The sequence below is a fragment of the Microbacterium sp. genome, from assembly GCF_035687345.1.
In the GTDB taxonomy this organism is placed as follows: Bacteria; Actinomycetota; Actinomycetes; order Actinomycetales; family Microbacteriaceae; genus Microbacterium.
In genome coordinates, this window is the sequence record NZ_DASRXZ010000004.1 from 1 (window position 1) to 15,289 (window position 15,289).

Genomic DNA, 15,289 nt, shown 5'->3' on the forward strand with positions numbered 1-15,289 from the left:
GACCGGGATGAGGCACATCCACCAGCCGTTGTAGTCGGCGTCGAGCCGCATGTGGAGCATGGGCGACTGGCGCAGGTTCGCCGCGCTGAAGTCGTGCGGCATCTTCTCCTGATAGAGGGTGCGCCACATGAAGGGCACGTCATCGACGACCTCCGCCCACGCGTGCAGCTTGGGGCGGTCGAGGAGGTCGAACATGTGCGCGCCGACGATCGTGGGGACGGTCGCGAAGCGCCCGAAGACGATCGAGCGCCGCACCGACTCGGGCTCGATGCGCACGTCGTCGTCGAGCAGTTGGACGAATTCGCTCTCCGGACGCTTGAGCGTCTCGGCCATGGCGCGTGCGAAGCCGCCCGAGCCGCCGAGGTTCGGCTGCGTCACGATCTGCAGGGTCTCACCGAGAGCGGCCGAGACGTCGGGGAACATCGACTCGGCGTCGACGCGCCGGTCGCCCTGGTCGATGACGAAGATGCGATCGAGCAGCTCGAGCACCTCGGGCGAGTCGGCGAGGTTCTTGAGCGTCCAGATGCAGTAGTCGGGCTTGTTGTAGGTCGTGATCCCGATCGACGCCTTGCCTTCGCGCGTCGGCGCGGTCTCGGTCGTCCACTCGGCGCCGTTGAAGATCGCGGTGCTGTCGTCGGCGACGATGTCGAACCAGATCCAGCCGCCGTCGCTGTACTGGTCGAGCACGAGGTCGAACGTCGAGGTCGCCTCGCCGTCGACCTCGCGGGTCTCGAGTCGCTGACGCACGCCCGAGCCGTTCGAGCGGTACACCAGGATCGTGGCGGGGCCGCTCGTGCGGACGGTCAGCCTCACGTCGCGGACCGGCGTCCAGTGCTGCCAGTACGACGCGGGGAAGGCGTTGAAGTACGTGCCGAACGACACGCGGCGACCGGCGACGATGCGTGCGCGGTGCCGGTCGAGGATGTGCCCGAGCTGCGCGCGGTTCGAGACGCGGACGGGCTCCTCGTCGATGACGGACCACGTTTCGGGGTCGACATAGAGGGGGAGGAGGTCGGGGTCGCGGTCGAGGGGGAAGACGACGTTCTGCAGGACGTGAGGCACCAAAGTCTCCGAGGTTGGCGGCGGGCGCGAGTCGTCGAGCCGAGTGACGATCCTACCCTGCGCGATCGTGGGTTCCCTGCGTGCTCACACCTCGTGCGGCAGCCCCGCGCCCTCGGCGACGTCGTCGACCGGGCCCTCTCGGAACCGCTCGCGCCACGAGCGGGACTGCCCCGCGCGCACGGCGCACAGCACGAGCATGAGCCACCCGAGGCCGAAGAGCGTGAAGCTCTCGAAGATCGAGTCGACGAGCAGGGCGACGAGGATGAGCGGCGTCCACGCGTACACGACCGCCCGCCGCTCGCTCGCGTCGAGCCACGAGCGCACGAGGGCCGCGCCGGCGAGCCCCGCGAACAGCACGAGCCCGACCCACCCGAGCTGCAGGAGCACGTCGAAGTACGCGTTGAGCGCGCTCGCGTGGTTCTGCTGCAGCCAGTAGTTGAGGCCGTTGAAGGGGAACTCCGTCTGCACCCACGGCCCGAACCAGCCCCACCCCTGCACGGGACGGAACCGCACGTAGCCGATGATGTCGACCCACAGCTCGGTGCGCATCGCGAGGTCGGTGCGCGCGCCGAGGAGGGAGATGATCGGACCTCGCGCGAGATACGCGATCGCGAGCCCGAGGACCACGACGATCCCGATCGTCCATTGCAGCGCGGAGCGGCGCTCCGGCCGCGTGTGCCGCACGAGGGCGAGCACGCCGGTCGCGAGGCCCACCGCGGCCGCGAGCACGACGACCGTGGGGGAGTCGCTCAGCGCGGCGAGGACGCCTGCCAGGACGACGGAGTACAGCGACAGGCCGGGCCGCACGGACTGCGTGCGGTATTCGATGAGGAACGTGATGAGCGCGATCACCGCGACGAAGCCCAGCGCGTTGCGGGTGCCGAAGATGCCCTGGATGGGGCCGAACGACGCGATGTTCCCCTGCACCCCGAGGAACTCGAGGGGCGTGTCGATGAGGATGCCGGAGAGCACCTCGATGCCGAGCGAGACCGACAGCAGCATCCGCAGCACGTCGCCGAGGGCGCGCGCCGTCTGCAGCGTGTCGCGGATGTGCCCGATCACGACCGCGAGGAACGCGACGGCGAGCGTGTAGACCCAGCTCCAGAACGACATCGTCGGGTCGGAGCTCCAGAACGCGCTCGCGAGCATCCACGCGAGCAGGACGAGGAGGGTCGTGGGTACGAGGCGCAGAAACGAGATCTCGCGCCGGCGACTGATGAGCACGCCGACTCCGATGACGCACAGCGCGGCGACGATCGTCGCATACGTCACGCGGCCCGCGACGCGCTCGATCGCGAAGGCGGCGAAGACCGCCCCGAGCACAGCGAACGTGTAGGCGCGGGCGAATTCGGCGGATGCCAGGAGCGCGCCGAGCCACGTGGGGGCTCTCCGGCGCGGCGCGTCGCTCACGGCACCCGCTTGGTCGGCTCGCCCCGCTCGATCGCGAGCGACTGCTCCGCCGGCCCGACGCCGATGTGGGGTGCCTGCTTGATCTTGGCGCCGAGCATCACGAGGAACAGCCATCCCCACAGCAGGAGGGGCGTGGACTCGGCGAGCCCCTGCACCAGCAGGATGGCGCCGACGAGCGTGGGCAGCAGCGACAGCGGCGAGTACGGCCGGTCGGCACGCAGGTCCCACCGCGGCCGGTCGACGGCGAAGAACCACGAGCGCCAGATGAAGGCGAAGAACGTGATCGCGATGAGCACCACGCCGACGATGCCGAGCTGCAGGTACACGTCGAGCCACATGTTGTGCGCCTGCATCACGGTCTGCCCGTGGTCGATGATCCAGCCGTCGAACGCCGGCTCGGAGGGGATCCAGGGCGTCGCGAAGCCCCATCCCGCGATCGGGCGCTCCGCCGCGCGTTCGAGGACCGCCTGCCAGATTGCCTCGCGCCCCGTGAGGTCGGAGCTGCGCCCGAGGGCTTCGAAGATGCGGTCGCGCAGCAGCCACAGCGCGAGCGCGCTGCCGAGCCCGATCGCGGCGTAGGCGATGTAGTACTTCGTCCGTTCGCCCGGGCGCTTGGCCGTGCGCATGAGCAGCACGGTTGCGAGCACGAGCACGACGGCCCCCGCGGCCACGTAGGCGGTCGCGGACGACGCGCGCACGAACAGGTACGCCGAGATCCCGATCCAGATCCACAGCATGACCTTGCGGGGTGCGCCGGACGCCAGCCGGATCGCGAAGACGATGATCGCCAGCAGCGCGACCGGGCCGAGCAGGTTGGCGTTGCCCATGATGCCCTGGATGCGTCCGCCGTCGAAGAGGTTGTCGCGCGACCAGTAGACGATCGGGTCGTCGGCGGGCTCGGACGGGATGACGAAGCGCGGCAGGATCGGACCGCCGATGAAGATCGACACCCACAGCTCGAACAGCAGCGAGAGCGAGACGACCCACTTGAGGGCGGATGCGATCGCGCGCACGAGCTCCTTCCATGTGAGCATCGCGCCGACGAACAGGGCCTGGAACGTCGTGATCGCGAGCAGGAGCCACGTGATCGCGGATACCGCGGGCCATGCCGACCACGCGATCGACAGCGCCGCCCACAGCACGTAGCCGGTCGCGTACCAGGGGAGGCGACGCCACTGATACGCCGGTCGCACGAGCACCCAGACGATGAGCGACACGCCGGCCGCCACGATGGTGAGGGCTGCGGTCGCCTCGGTGCCGAAGGCGTTGACCCACGCGACGCCCGAGAGGGCCATGAACAGCACCAGGATGCACCAGCCCCGCAGCAGGTGGTGCCTCGTCTTCTCCCGCGGCGGCGCAACCGGCGGGGCCGACGCCGGATGCTTCGTGTGGATGGCCATCGCGCACTCAGGCTACCGCGCGGAACGCCCCGATCTAGGCTGGGGGCGTGCTGCTCCCGCTCTCGAACGTGCCGCGCGACTATGCGTGGGGGTCGACGACGCTCATCGCCGAGCTGGAGGGGCGCGAGCCCTCCGGTGCGCGCGAGGCCGAGGTGTGGTTCGGGGATCATCCCGGCAGCCCTGCGAAGACCCCCGACGGTCGCACGCTCGATCGGTGGCTGCGTGAAGAGGGCGCGGCATCCGGAGCCCCCGATCGCCTGCCGTACCTCCTCAAGCTCCTCGCGGCCGCTTCGCCGCTGTCGATCCAGTCGCACCCGTCGAAGGAGCAGGCGCGCGCCGGGTTCGAACGCGAGGAGGCGGCGGGCGTCCCCGTCGACGCCCCGCACCGCGTCTTCCGCGACGACAATCACAAGCCGGAGCTCATCGTCGCGGTGAGCGACACGTTCACCGCGCTCGCGGGTGTTCGCGACCTCGCAGCGACCCGCAGACTCCTCGCCGAGCTGGGCGAGGCGGGTCGCGCGATCTCTCAGCGGCTGGAGGGCGAAACGGATGCCTCCGCCGTCCGCGACACGATCGCGTGGCTCCTCTCGGGCGAGGCGAGCGCGGAGGTCGGGGCGGTGGTGGGCGCGGCATCCGTCGCCGATTCTCACGAGTTCGCGCAGGAGTTCGGGTTCATCCGTCGCTTCGGCGCGGAGTTCCCGGGCGACCCCGGACTCGTGGTCGCCCTCCTCATGAACCTCGTCACCCTGCGGCGCGGGGAGGCGCTGTTCGTCGACGCGGGCGTCCTCCACGCCTACGTCGAGGGCCTCGGGGTCGAGATCATGGCGGCGAGCGACAACGTCCTGCGCGGCGGCCTCACGCCCAAGCACATCGACGTCCCGGGACTCCTCGAGGTCCTCGACCCGACGCCGGGACCCCCGCCTGTGCTCGAGCCGCGCACGGTGGCATCCGGTGTCGACCTCTACGCCCCCGGTGTGCCCGATTTCGCGCTCGTGCGGGCCCGCGTCGCCGATGGGGCGGATGCCTCGGTCGCGCTGCGCGGCACCGCGATCGCGCTCGCGGTGGCCGGACCCGTCACCGTCGCCGACCCGGAGACGGGGGAGAGCGTGGTCCTCGGGCCCGGCCGCGCGGCGCTCGCGGCGGGTGTCGATCGGCTGGTGCTGTCGGGCTCGGGCGAGGTCTTCATCGCCGAGCCGGGGGAGTGACGCGCCCTTCGACGGGCGGTAGATGGACTCCGTATCAGAATCGTGACACGCCATCGGCGCGTCCCTAAGGTTCATCCGGCGGTTGAGGCTTTACGATTGCCGACTTGACCGCCGCGAACTACACCGGTGTAATTACAACCATCACGCAACAGCGTGTGTGGGGGGAAATACAGGGTGGAGAACGAGATGACGGGGGCTTCGCAGTACCGTTCAGGCGTTCCCGACAATTGGTTCGTCGATCCGGTCCAGCTCGGTGTTCCGGGGGTGCGTCGGCCCGTTGAGGGCGATGAAGACAATCCTCTGGCCTGGCAGACCGATGCGCTGTGCGCGCAGACCGATCCGGAGGCCTTCTTTCCTGAGAAGGGCGGGTCGACTCGTGACGCCAAGCGCATCTGTGCGTCATGCGAGGTGCGTTCGGAGTGCCTCGAGTACGCGCTGCAGAACGACGAGCGCTTCGGGATCTGGGGCGGGCTGAGCGAGCGCGAGCGGCGCAAGCTCAAGCGCCGCGCCGGCTGAAGAGGGTCACGGGCAGGTGCCGCGCGGGGGTGCGGCGCCCGGGAGGTCTCGCGAATCGCACGTATACGAGCAGATTCGCGGCCTCGCCCGACTCCCCGTCACGATCCGGGGTCTACCGGCGCGTGGCGCCGGGTGTGGCCGGATCGTCCGCCTAGGCTGACGACGTCATGCCCGCCAGAGTCCACGCCATACTCGTCGTGCGCGCCGACGGTCACCCGGCGGCCCCGTTCCACGCACGACGCACGCTCGCGGCGCTCGACCGTCAGACGCGGCTGCCCGATGACGTGACCGTCGTGCTGTGCGGCGACGATCCCCGGACGCTCGAGGCCGTCGGCGTCGCGGCCGCCGGCTCGGAGGTCGAGACCGGATCGGACGGGAGGCCCGCGATCCTGCGCGCCCCTGCGGGCACCTCCTTCGCGGATGCCGTCGAGCTCGCCACCCGCACCGTGCAGATCCTGCCGGCGACCGAGACGTCGGCCGTGGCGTCCGGCACCGTCGACGCGGTCGCGTGGCTCGGCGACGAGGCGTCCCGCGATGCAGCCGCCGCCCCGACCGCGCCCGCCGAGCCGCCCGCCCGCCGCGGGGGCGACGCGGTGTGGCTGCTCGCGCAGGACACGGCGCCGGAGCCAGCCGCGCTCGAGCGGCTCGCCGGTGCGCTCGAGGTCGCGCCGACGGCGGCATTCGCGGCGCCCAAGCTCGTTCGCTGGGATGACCGCGGCGAGCTCGTGTCGCTCGGTGTGACGATGACCCGCTACGGTCGCACGGTCGGCCTCGCCGACGGCGAACTCGACCAGGGGCAGCACGACATCGTGGAGGACGTCCTCGGCTCCGATGTGCGCGGGATCCTCGTGCGCGGCGACGTGTGGCGCGAGCTCGGCGGTCTCGACCGGGCGCTCGCCGGCGCCGACGAGGGACTCGACCTCGGCGTGCGCGCGCGACTCGCCGGCCACCGCGTGACGTTCGCGTCGCAGGCGCTCATCGCCGTCGCGGGCGACGGTGTCGCCGGCCTCCCGACCCCGGTCGACGCGGTCCGGCGGCGCCACATCGCGTATGCGACGCGCACGGCGCAGCTGCACCGCCGCCTCGCGTACGCGCCTCCGGCCGCGCTGCCGTTCCAGTGGCTCGCGATCCTCCCGCTCGCGCTGTGGCGCACGATCCGGCGCCTGGCCGCGAAGCAGCCGGGACTCGTGGCGCCGGAGTGGGGCGCGGCGGTCGTCGCGCTCGTGCGCCTTCGCGCGATCGCGCGCTCGCGCCGCCGCATCCGCGAGACCCGCAAGGTGCCGTGGTCGCAGCTCGCACCGCTGCGCATCTCGCAGGTCGAGCTGCGCGAGCGGCTCGAAGAGGAACCGGATGCGCCGACGACGGCGCCCGCACGCGGCGAACTGCGCTTCTTCACCGGCGGCGGCGCGTGGCTCGTGCTCGGCGCGCTCGTCGTGTCGATCGCGGCCTTCCCCGCACTCCTCGCGTGGCCCGTCCTCGGCGGCGGGGGCATGCTGCCGCTGCATCCGGTTCTCGGACAGCTCTGGGCCGACACCGCCTACGGCTCCCGCGCGATCGGCCTCGACACCGTCGGGCCCGCCGACCCGTTCGCCGCGCTCGTCGCCGTGATCGGGTCGCTGTGGCCGATCGCGCCGTCTCGCGCGCTCGTGGTGCTGTGGGTGCTCGCGATCCCGCTCGCGGCGCTTGGAGGGTGGTTCGCCGCGACGCGCGTGAGCGATCGCCCCGTGCTGCGGTTCACGGGCGGTGTGGTGTGGGCGCTCGCGCCGACGTTCCTCGCCGCGCTCATCCAGGGCAGGCCGTCCGCCGTGCTGTTGCACCTGCTGCTGCCGTGGCTGTTCTATGCGGGGTCGGTCGCGCACCGCGCGTGGGTGCCGGCGGGAGCGGCTTCGATCCTCCTCGCGCTGTGCGTCGCGTGCGCGCCCGCACTGGCGCCCGCGTTCGTCGTCATCTGGGTCGGCGCACTCGCGCTCGACATCATCCTGCGCGGCGGCCGTGGCGTGGGCCGGCTCGTGTGGCTCGTCGTCCCGGCGGTCGTCTTCGCCGCGCCGCTCGTCTGGTACCAGTTGCGCAACGGCTCGGCCCTCGGCCTGCTCTCCGACCCCGGCGCGGTGTGGGCAGGGCCTCAGGTCGCGGCGGATGCCTCGGGCCGCGCGTCGCTCGCGGCGGGCCTGCCGACCGGCGACCTCGCCGGATGGGCGACGATGCTCCCCGGCGCCGACCTGTGGTGGGTCCCGCTGCTGGCGGCGCCCGTCGCGGTGCTCGCCCTCATCGCGCCGCTCACGCAGCGGTGGGCTGCGGGCGCGGTGCTGCTGGTCGTCGGCGCGCTCGGGCTCGCGACGGCGTTCGCCGCGGTCGGCATCTCGGTCGCGTTCACGCAGTCAGAGTCGGTCCCGCTCTGGCCCGGCACCGGCCTGAGCCTCGCGTGGCTGGGCGCGCTCGGCGGTGCTCTCGTCACGCTCGACGCCGCCATCGGATCCGGCCGCGAGCCCGGCGTCGGGCACGTCGCATCGCCCGTGCTCGCGCGGCGCCTCGCGGCCGCCCGCTCGGGACTCGCGCTCCTGGTCATGGTCGCGATCGCCGTGCTCGCGGTACCGAGTCTCACGGCGCTCACGCGCGGAACCGCCCTCATCGGCCCGGGCGATCAGAGCACGCTGCCGGCGTTCGTCGCGGCGGAAGGACGTGAGAACCCGGATGTCGGCACGATCGTGCTGCGCCCCCAGAACGAAGGCGGCGTCGCCGCCCGCGTCGTGTGGGGCGCGAGCGAGACCCTCGGCGGACAGGCGACGATCGTCTCGACCCGTCCCCGCGCGACGGATGCGGACCGCGACCTCGCCGAGCTCACGGCAGACCTCGTGACGCCCGCCGCGACCGACGTCGTGGCGCGGCTCGCCGAGGACGGCATCGGCTTCGTGCTGCTCGCGCCGAGCGATCCGCCCGAGTCGGATGCCGCGCGCGCCCTGCGTCTCGGCGCCGCGACGTCGCTCGACCAGCGCGACGGTCTCGTCGCCGTCGGCGAGACCGCGAAGGGCTCTCTGTGGCGCGTGACGGGCGACGTCGCGCCCCGACCGGCGGCCCCCGCGTCCGCGACGACTTTCGTGGGCCTCATCGCGGCGGTGCAGCTCGTCGTCCTCGGCATCGCGGTGCTGCTCGCGATCCCGACCGCGGCGTCGCGGCGCGCCGCGCGTCACACTTCGCGCGTCGTCGGCCCGCACTGGCAGGAGGGGCGATGAGCATGAGTGGTACGCGCTACGAGTCCGGTGCGCGCAGCGCACCGATCGCCCGAAGGGGGCGATCGAATGAGCGATAGGCGGATCTTCCGCTGGGCCACCTCGGGCGCACGCGTCATCGCGGGCACGGTCGTCGCCGTGGGGTTCGTCGTCGCCGTGGTGACCGCCGTCGGCGTTCCGTGGCCGACTTACGAGCGTCGCCCGGTCGAACTGACCGCCGTGCCCGTGCCGTCGGCGTCGATGCTCGTGTGCTCGGGCGACATCCTCGCCCTCGGGCAGATCGTCGAAGACCCCGATCAGGTGGTGGTCGCCGCGTCGCAGTCGGTTGTCGCCGGGGCCGAGGACGGGGCGATGGCCGAGTTCGTGCTCGGCGGCCCGGGTGCGCCGCTGGCGTACAGCAAGGAGCCCGACGGTTCGCGGCGCTTCATGGTGGCCGCGTCCGGAGCAGCGACGGCCGACGCGCCCTTCCTGCGCGGCTATGCCGCTTCGGCCTGTCGTCCGCCGCTCATCGAGTCGTGGCTTGTCGGAGGCTCGGGCGAGACGGGTGCGGCCGACATCGTCGTGATCTCCAACCCGGGGCGCGTCGCGGCGACGGTGGAACTGACGGTGTTCGGGGCCACCGGCCCCGTCGTGCCTCCCGGCGGCGCCGCGATCGTCATCCCCTCCGGCCAGCAGCATGTCGTCCCGCTGTCGGGCATCGCGCGCGGCGAGGCCAGCCCGATCGTTCGAGTCAGCGCGAGGGGCGCTCCCGTGACGGCGTCTCTGCAGACGAGCATCACGCGCACCCTGGCGACAGGGGGAGTCGATCAGGTCGACGCGGTCGCGGGCCCCGATACCGTCCAGGTGATCGCCGGAGTCCCGGTCATGGCGGGCGCGGCGGGCGAGGGCCAGGTCGCGACCATCGCGCGCGTGCTGTCGCCCACGGCCGCCGGCACAGCGACCCTCACCGTCGTCAACGCGCGAAACGGCGCACCGGCGCGCGAGCCGCAGCCGCTCGAGCTCTCGGCGGGGCTGCCGCTCGAGGTCGACCTCGGCGGGCTCGAGCCGGGCGACTACACGGTCGAGGTGACCGCGGATGTCCCGATCCTCGCCGCCGTATGGCAGACGACGGGCTTCTCGCCCGGCGCCGACTTCGCGTGGTACACGCCCGCGCCCGAGTTCGAGGGCACCACGATGCTCGCCGTCCCGCCCGGGCCGCCGCGCACGCTGACACTTGTGAACCGCGGCGACGCGGAGGCGCTCGTGAGTGTGAGCGACGGCACGCAGTCCTCGCAGACCGCTGTTCCGCCGCTCGGCTCCACGGTCGTTCGTGTCGCCACGCAGGGTCTCGTGACCCTGGAGACGACGGCCCCGCTGCACGCGAGCCTCTCGCTCACGGGCGACGGCGCGCTCGCGGGCTTCCCGGTGTGGCCCGCCGACACGGGATCCGAAGCCGTCGTCGTCTATCCCTGAGTCCACTCGCGGCAGCCGTACGCGGCTTCGCTGGGCCGGCGCCCGCCGTGTGCGTCCCGCCTAGGATGGGGCGCATGGCGTGGCGCAGAACCCGGAGCGCCGTGCGGCGGCCCGCGCGGCACGGCCGTCACGGGCGCGAAGGCCGCAGCCCCGTGGTGCGACCGCCGCTGCCCCCGCTCGACACGCGCATCGACCGGTTCGATCTCGCGGTCGCGACCGCCGCGGAGTTCCTGCGCTCGGCGTGGCCGGAGCTGCGCGATGTGCGATTCGAGGTCGCCGACATGCCGCCCGCGGCCGACGCCGAGGGCATCCCGCGCTGGAAGGTGCTCGCGGACGAGAAGCGCATCATCCTCTACCGCCTCCCCATCGAGCGGCTGAGCCACCTGCACCGCAACGACGACCTGCATCGCCGCATGATGGTGGAGAGCTGTGTGTTCCGTGCCGCCGCCGAGTACCTCGACCGCGACCCGTGGGACCTCGGGCCGGAGAGGTTCCGGTACTTCTGACGCGAGCCGGAGCCTCCGGCGAAGGCGCGTGCCGCGCTTCGTCTCGCTTCGCTCGCTCAGCGGCCGGGTCGCGCGGCGCGCAACGACCGGTCGTCCGGCGCGCCCCCTCCCGGTGCATCCGTGTCGCCGGTAGCGTGGCGGCGATGCGCGACAGACTCTGCTCCAAGGTCGGGTGCGCCCGCGAGGCGGTGTCGACCCTCACGCACGACTACGGCGACCAGATGGCCGCGATCGGCCCCCTGGCCGGCAAGCTCGATCCGCACGCGCACGACCTGTGCGCGATCCACACCGAGCGGCTCTCCGTGCCGAAGGGCTGGGTCGTCGTGCGGCACGAGACGCTGCAGGTCTGAAGCCGTCCAGGCGACGCCCGGCAGGGCGTGGGAGAATGGCCGGATGCCGATCGACGTCTCGCCTCGCTCCGCCGCCTCGACCGACGCTGCCGCCGCGGCATCCGCCCGTCGCCTCGACTACGAGGTCGCCGACCTGTCGCTCGCCGAGGCAGGCCGCCACCAGATCCGCCTCGCCGAGAACGAGATGCCGGGGCTCATGGCCCTGCGTGAGGAGTTCGGTCCGACGCAGCCTCTCAAGGGGGCGCGCATCGCCGGCTCGCTGCACATGACGGTGCAGACCGCCGTGCTCATCGAGACCCTCGTCGCGCTCGGCGCGCAGGTGCGCTGGGCGAGCTGCAACATCTTCTCGACGCAGGACGAGGCCGCGGCCGCCGTCGTCGTCGGCCCGAACGGAACCGTGGAGGCCCCCGCGGGCGTCCCCGTGTTCGCATGGAAGGGCGAGACTCTCGAGGAGTACTGGCGCCTCGCCGACCGCATCTTCGACTGGTCGGCCGAGGGATTCGATGGGCCGAACCTGATCCTCGACGACGGCGGCGACGCGACTCTGCTCGTGCACAAGGGAGTCGAGTTCGAGAAGGCTGGGGCGGTGCCGGACCCTTCGACGGGCTCAGGGACCGCGACGGGCTCAGGGACCGCGACGGGCTCAGGGACCGGGACGGGCTCAGGGACCGGGACGGGCTCAGCAAGCGGCGAAGTGTCGGCCGAGTACCGCGTCATCCTCGACACGCTGCGCGCGAGCCTCGCGCGCGATCCGCAGCGCTTCACGCGCATCGCGAAGCAGCTCATCGGCGTCACCGAGGAGACCACGACCGGTGTGCACCGCCTGTACGAGCTCTCCGCGAAGGGGGAGCTGCTGTTCCCCGCGATCAACGTCAACGACTCTGTGACCAAGTCGAAGTTCGACAACATCTACGGCATCCGCCACTCGCTGCCCGACGGCATCAACCGCGCGACCGACGTCCTCATCGGCGGCAAGGTCGCGTTCGTGGCAGGCTACGGCGACGTGGGCAAGGGCGCCGCCGAGGCGCTGCGCGGCCAGGGCGCGCGCGTCATCGTGGGCGAGATCGACCCGATCTGCGCGCTGCAGGCCGCGATGGACGGCTATCAGGTCGCGCGCCTGGACGACGTGATCGGCGAGGTCGACATCGTCATCACGGGCACGGGCAACACGCGCGTCGTGACCGTCGAGCACCTCCTCGGGCTCAAGCACCTCGCGATCGTCGGCAACGTCGGGCACTTCGACGACGAGATCGACATGGCCGGCCTCGAGGCGCTCCCCGGCGTCGAGAAGGTCGAGATCAAGCCGCAGGTGCACGAGTGGCGGCTGCCGAACGGGCGCAGTGTGCTCGTGCTGAGCGAGGGGCGCCTGCTCAACCTGGGCAACGCCACGGGGCATCCGTCTTTCGTCATGAGCGCGTCGTTCGCGAACCAGGTCCTCGCGCAGATCGAGCTGTTCACGCGGCGGGCGCAGTACCCGACGGGTGTCTACACGCTCCCGAAGACGCTCGATGAGAAGGTCGCGCGTCTGCACCTGCCCGCGCTCGGTGCGAAGCTGACCGAGCTCACGCCCGAGCAGGCGGCGTACCTCGGCGTGCCGGTCGAGGGGCCGTACAAGCTCGACCACTACCGGTACTGACGCGGGCGCTTCGTCTCGCTGCGCTCGCTCAGCGACCGGGTGTCATTCCTGCGATCGCTCAGCGACCGGACGCAGGGTGCGCCGGGCGCTGAGCGAGGGAGCGGAGCGACCGAGACGAAGCGCTACCGCGAAGGGAACCCGCGCGGTGCCGCCGGGCTCGCCGCGGTGAGGGTGTCGACTCGCAGCGCCTCGAGGGTCAGCGCGCGCAGCTCCCGCTCGCGCCGCACCGCGGCGACACCGCGCAGGAACGTCTCGGGATCGGCCGCGGGCACCGGTGACACGAACGGGCGCGTCTCCTGTGCGAGGGTCGTGGCGAGCCGGATGCGGGCGGGCGCGTCGAGCCGATCGGCGCTCTGCGCGAAGCGCGCGATGCGCCGCGCGAGTGTGTCCGGAAGCCGCGCGACATCGGCGGTTGCGGCCCACGCCGCGAGCGACGGCGGCACTCCCGGAGACGGCTCGGGCAGGCGGGGCGTGCGCGTGCGCTCGGAGTAGGTGCCCGCGACGAGGTCGCCGAGCCGCTGCGATCGCGGAGTGAACGCCCCCACGATCGCGGCGACGGCGCCGAACGTGAGCCACAGCTCGATGACGCCGACGAGGGCGCGGATGAACGCCTGGCGGAATCCGGATGCCCCGCCGTCGGCCCGCACGATGCGCCCGCCCACCGCGAGGCGGCCGAGGCTGCGTCCGCGCGTCGTCGTCTCGACGACGGTCGGGATCACGACCATCACGAGCACGAGCACAGCGATCGAGAGGATCGGCACGACGTTCTGGTCGATCACGCCCTGCGCGAGGAGCCACGACGCCACCAGCGCGAAGAGGATGAGCACCAGGACGCCCACCAGGATGTCGATCAGGGTGCCCAGCGCGCGCAGGAAGTACCCGAGGGGCTGCACGTCGAGGGCGACGGCCTCGCCGGTGAGGATCTCGTCCTGGTGAAGCTGCACCACCGAGACCCCCGGGCCGGGGGAGGGGGCGGGATCGGGCATGGGTACAGTAAACAGCAAATGGATCTCGACGCCCTCGCCGCCGCCCGCCGCGAGGAGTGGGCCCGGCTCGACGAGCTGAGCCGCGCGCGGCACCTCACCGGCGCCGAGGTCGACGAGCTCGTGACGCGCTATCGCGCGGCATCCGCCGATCTCGCCGACATCAAGACCTCGGCGGGGCGCACGGCGCACGGCGACCACGTGTCGACGATGCTGGCACGCGCCCGCCTGCGGCTGACGGGCGCTCCCGAGAACGTGCTGCGGCAGATCCCGCGGTTCTTCGTGCTGCAGCTTCCCGCAGCGCTGTACCGGGTGCGGTGGACGACGCTCGCGATCGCCCTCGGGTTCGTGGCCGTCACGACGATCGTGGCCGCGTGGGTGTCGTCTGACCCGGCGCTCGTCGCGAGCCTCGGCGACCGGGCGCAGCTCGAGCAGTACGCCGAGAACGAGTTCACCGACTACTACACCGAGAACCCCGCGGCGGTGTTCGCGGGCACGGTGTGGACGAACAACGCGTGGATCGCCGCGCAGTGCGTGCTGTTCGGCATCACGGGCCTGTGGCCGATCATGGTGCTCGTTCAGAACGCCGTCGGCGTGGGCACCGCCGCAGCCGTCATGATCGCTTTCGACCGTGCCGACGTCTTCGTGCTGTACATCCTCCCGCACGGTCTGCTCGAGCTCACGGCCGTCTTCGTCGCGGCCGCCGCGGGGCTGCACATCTTCTGGGCGTGGATCGCTCCGGGTCCGCGCAGGCGCGGGGAGGCGTTGGCCTCCGCCGGCCGGTCGCTTGCGACCGTCGCGATCGGGCTCGTGTTCGTGCTCGCCGTGTCGGGTGCGATCGAGGGCTTCGTGACGGGCCAGCCGTGGCCGTGGGCGGTCAAGATCGGCATCGGGGCGGGCGCGCTCGCGCTGTTCCTCGTCTACATGCTCCTCGTCGGCGGGCGTGCGTACCGCGCGGGCGAGACGGGCGACCTCACGGAGTACGAGACGGGCACGCCGACGCTCACGGTGGGCTGAGGATCCCACTGACTGGGTCCAGCTTTTTTGGATTGTTCAAAACAACGGTAGAGTGGGAGGCGTGACGATCGCCGACTCCCACCCCGAAGCCGAGACCGCGATCCGCGGCGCCGGGCTTCGCGTCACAGAGTCCCGCCGCGCCGTCTACGAGGCACTGCGCGAGCACCCGCACGCGAGCGCCGAAGACGTGTTCGCGCAGGTCGTCCCGACCGTGCCGGGCACGAGCCTGCAGTCGGTGTACAACGCGCTCAACGACTTCGTGGGCGCGGGCCTCGTGCGCCGCATCGAGCCCGCAGGCCGCGCGGGGCTCTTCGAGCTGCGCGTCGCCGACAACCACCACCACATCGTGTGCCGCTCGTGCGGTGCGATCGAAGACGTCGACTGCGTGCACGGCGAAGCGCCCTGTCTGCAGCCGTCCGATGCGCACGGCTTCGCGCTCGAAGTCGCCGAGGTCACATTCTGGGGCGTGTGCCCCGCGTGCTCGACCGACGCGGTCGCCTGAACCGCGATCGCCTGTCCGTCCAC

General features: G+C 72.1%; 12 protein-coding genes and 1 pseudogene. 9 read left to right on the forward strand and 4 right to left on the reverse strand.

What is annotated here, in order from left to right:
• The 3 genes and pseudogenes from VFF97_RS00395 to VFF97_RS00405 all read right to left on the reverse strand — a co-directional run.
• Positions 1-1,062, reverse strand: a pseudogene (locus tag VFF97_RS00395) (glycosyltransferase); the annotation flags it as partial.
• An 84-nt stretch (positions 1,063-1,146) separates the two neighbouring features.
• Positions 1,147-2,472 carry an O-antigen ligase family protein gene (locus VFF97_RS00400; RefSeq protein WP_325031513.1) on the reverse strand — a complete coding sequence of 442 codons (1,326 nt, stop codon included), beginning with the start codon at positions 2,470-2,472 and terminating at the stop codon, positions 1,147-1,149.
• Entirely contained in the window at positions 2,469-3,872 is a 1,404-nt protein-coding gene (locus VFF97_RS00405) for an O-antigen ligase family protein (RefSeq protein ID WP_325031514.1), read from the reverse strand. Before VFF97_RS00405 ends, VFF97_RS00400 begins: the two co-directional genes overlap by 4 nt.
• A gap of 47 nt (positions 3,873-3,919) precedes the next feature.
• Between VFF97_RS00405 and manA the strand changes: the two genes are divergently transcribed.
• The 7 genes from manA to ahcY all read left to right on the forward strand — a co-directional run bounded on the left by manA (position 3,920) and on the right by ahcY (position 12,764).
• Positions 3,920-5,077: a mannose-6-phosphate isomerase, class I gene (manA, locus tag VFF97_RS00410; protein ID WP_325031515.1), complete on the forward strand. Its 1,158-nt coding sequence runs from the start codon at positions 3,920-3,922 to the stop codon at positions 5,075-5,077.
• Between the two features lie 186 nt (positions 5,078-5,263).
• The gene (locus VFF97_RS00415) at positions 5,264-5,593 is read left to right on the forward strand and encodes a WhiB family transcriptional regulator (protein WP_325031547.1); all 330 of its coding nucleotides are present in this window, start codon (positions 5,264-5,266) and stop codon (positions 5,591-5,593) included.
• A gap of 167 nt (positions 5,594-5,760) precedes the next feature.
• A complete protein-coding gene (locus VFF97_RS00420) occupies positions 5,761-8,823 on the forward strand; it encodes a glycosyltransferase (protein ID WP_325031516.1) in 3,063 nt (1,020 codons plus the stop codon).
• A gap of 66 nt (positions 8,824-8,889) precedes the next feature.
• Positions 8,890-10,272 (forward strand): DUF5719 family protein, encoded by a 1,383-nt coding sequence (locus VFF97_RS00425; RefSeq protein WP_325031517.1) that lies wholly within the window; start codon positions 8,890-8,892, stop codon positions 10,270-10,272.
• Positions 10,273-10,346: 74 nt separating this feature from the next.
• Positions 10,347-10,778, forward strand: a complete 432-nt coding sequence (locus VFF97_RS00430; RefSeq protein ID WP_325031518.1) for a metallopeptidase family protein — start codon at positions 10,347-10,349, stop codon at positions 10,776-10,778.
• 143 nt (positions 10,779-10,921) lie between these two features.
• Positions 10,922-11,128, forward strand: coding sequence for a DUF3499 family protein (locus tag VFF97_RS00435; protein WP_325031519.1), 207 nt, complete (start codon positions 10,922-10,924; stop codon positions 11,126-11,128).
• A gap of 43 nt (positions 11,129-11,171) precedes the next feature.
• Complete coding sequence (gene ahcY, locus VFF97_RS00440; protein ID WP_325031520.1) at positions 11,172-12,764, forward strand: adenosylhomocysteinase; 1,593 nt, start codon at positions 11,172-11,174, stop codon at positions 12,762-12,764.
• A 122-nt stretch (positions 12,765-12,886) separates the two neighbouring features.
• Here ahcY and VFF97_RS00445 read toward each other — a convergent pair whose 3' ends face one another.
• Complete coding sequence (locus VFF97_RS00445; RefSeq protein ID WP_325031521.1) at positions 12,887-13,750, reverse strand: RDD family protein; 864 nt, start codon at positions 13,748-13,750, stop codon at positions 12,887-12,889.
• Positions 13,751-13,768: 18 nt separating this feature from the next.
• On the opposite strand from VFF97_RS00445, the gene VFF97_RS00450 reads away from it, so the two are divergent.
• Both VFF97_RS00450 and VFF97_RS00455 read left to right on the forward strand, forming a co-directional pair.
• Entirely contained in the window at positions 13,769-14,764 is a 996-nt protein-coding gene (locus VFF97_RS00450; RefSeq protein ID WP_325031522.1) for a stage II sporulation protein M, read from the forward strand.
• Positions 14,765-14,825: 61 nt separating this feature from the next.
• Complete coding sequence (locus VFF97_RS00455; protein ID WP_325031523.1) at positions 14,826-15,266, forward strand: Fur family transcriptional regulator; 441 nt, start codon at positions 14,826-14,828, stop codon at positions 15,264-15,266.
• The last annotated feature ends 23 nt before the right edge of the window (positions 15,267-15,289 follow it).

Excerpts from the sequence above, each read along its gene's own strand:
- VFF97_RS00405 (WP_325031514.1), bottom strand. The coding sequence starts at position 3,872 with ATGGCCATCCACACGAAGCATCCGGCGTCGGCCCCGCCGGTTGCGCCG.
- VFF97_RS00415 (WP_325031547.1), top strand. The coding sequence starts at position 5,264 with ATGACGGGGGCTTCGCAGTACCGTTCAGGCGTTCCCGACAATTGGTTC.
- VFF97_RS00420 (WP_325031516.1), top strand. The coding sequence starts at position 5,761 with ATGCCCGCCAGAGTCCACGCCATACTCGTCGTGCGCGCCGACGGTCAC.
- VFF97_RS00425 (WP_325031517.1), top strand. The coding sequence starts at position 8,890 with ATGAGCGATAGGCGGATCTTCCGCTGGGCCACCTCGGGCGCACGCGTC.
- VFF97_RS00430 (WP_325031518.1), top strand. The coding sequence starts at position 10,347 with ATGGCGTGGCGCAGAACCCGGAGCGCCGTGCGGCGGCCCGCGCGGCAC.
- VFF97_RS00435 (WP_325031519.1), top strand. The coding sequence starts at position 10,922 with ATGCGCGACAGACTCTGCTCCAAGGTCGGGTGCGCCCGCGAGGCGGTG.
- ahcY (WP_325031520.1), top strand. The coding sequence starts at position 11,172 with ATGCCGATCGACGTCTCGCCTCGCTCCGCCGCCTCGACCGACGCTGCC.
- VFF97_RS00445 (WP_325031521.1), bottom strand. The coding sequence starts at position 13,750 with ATGCCCGATCCCGCCCCCTCCCCCGGCCCGGGGGTCTCGGTGGTGCAG.
- VFF97_RS00450 (WP_325031522.1), top strand. The coding sequence starts at position 13,769 with ATGGATCTCGACGCCCTCGCCGCCGCCCGCCGCGAGGAGTGGGCCCGG.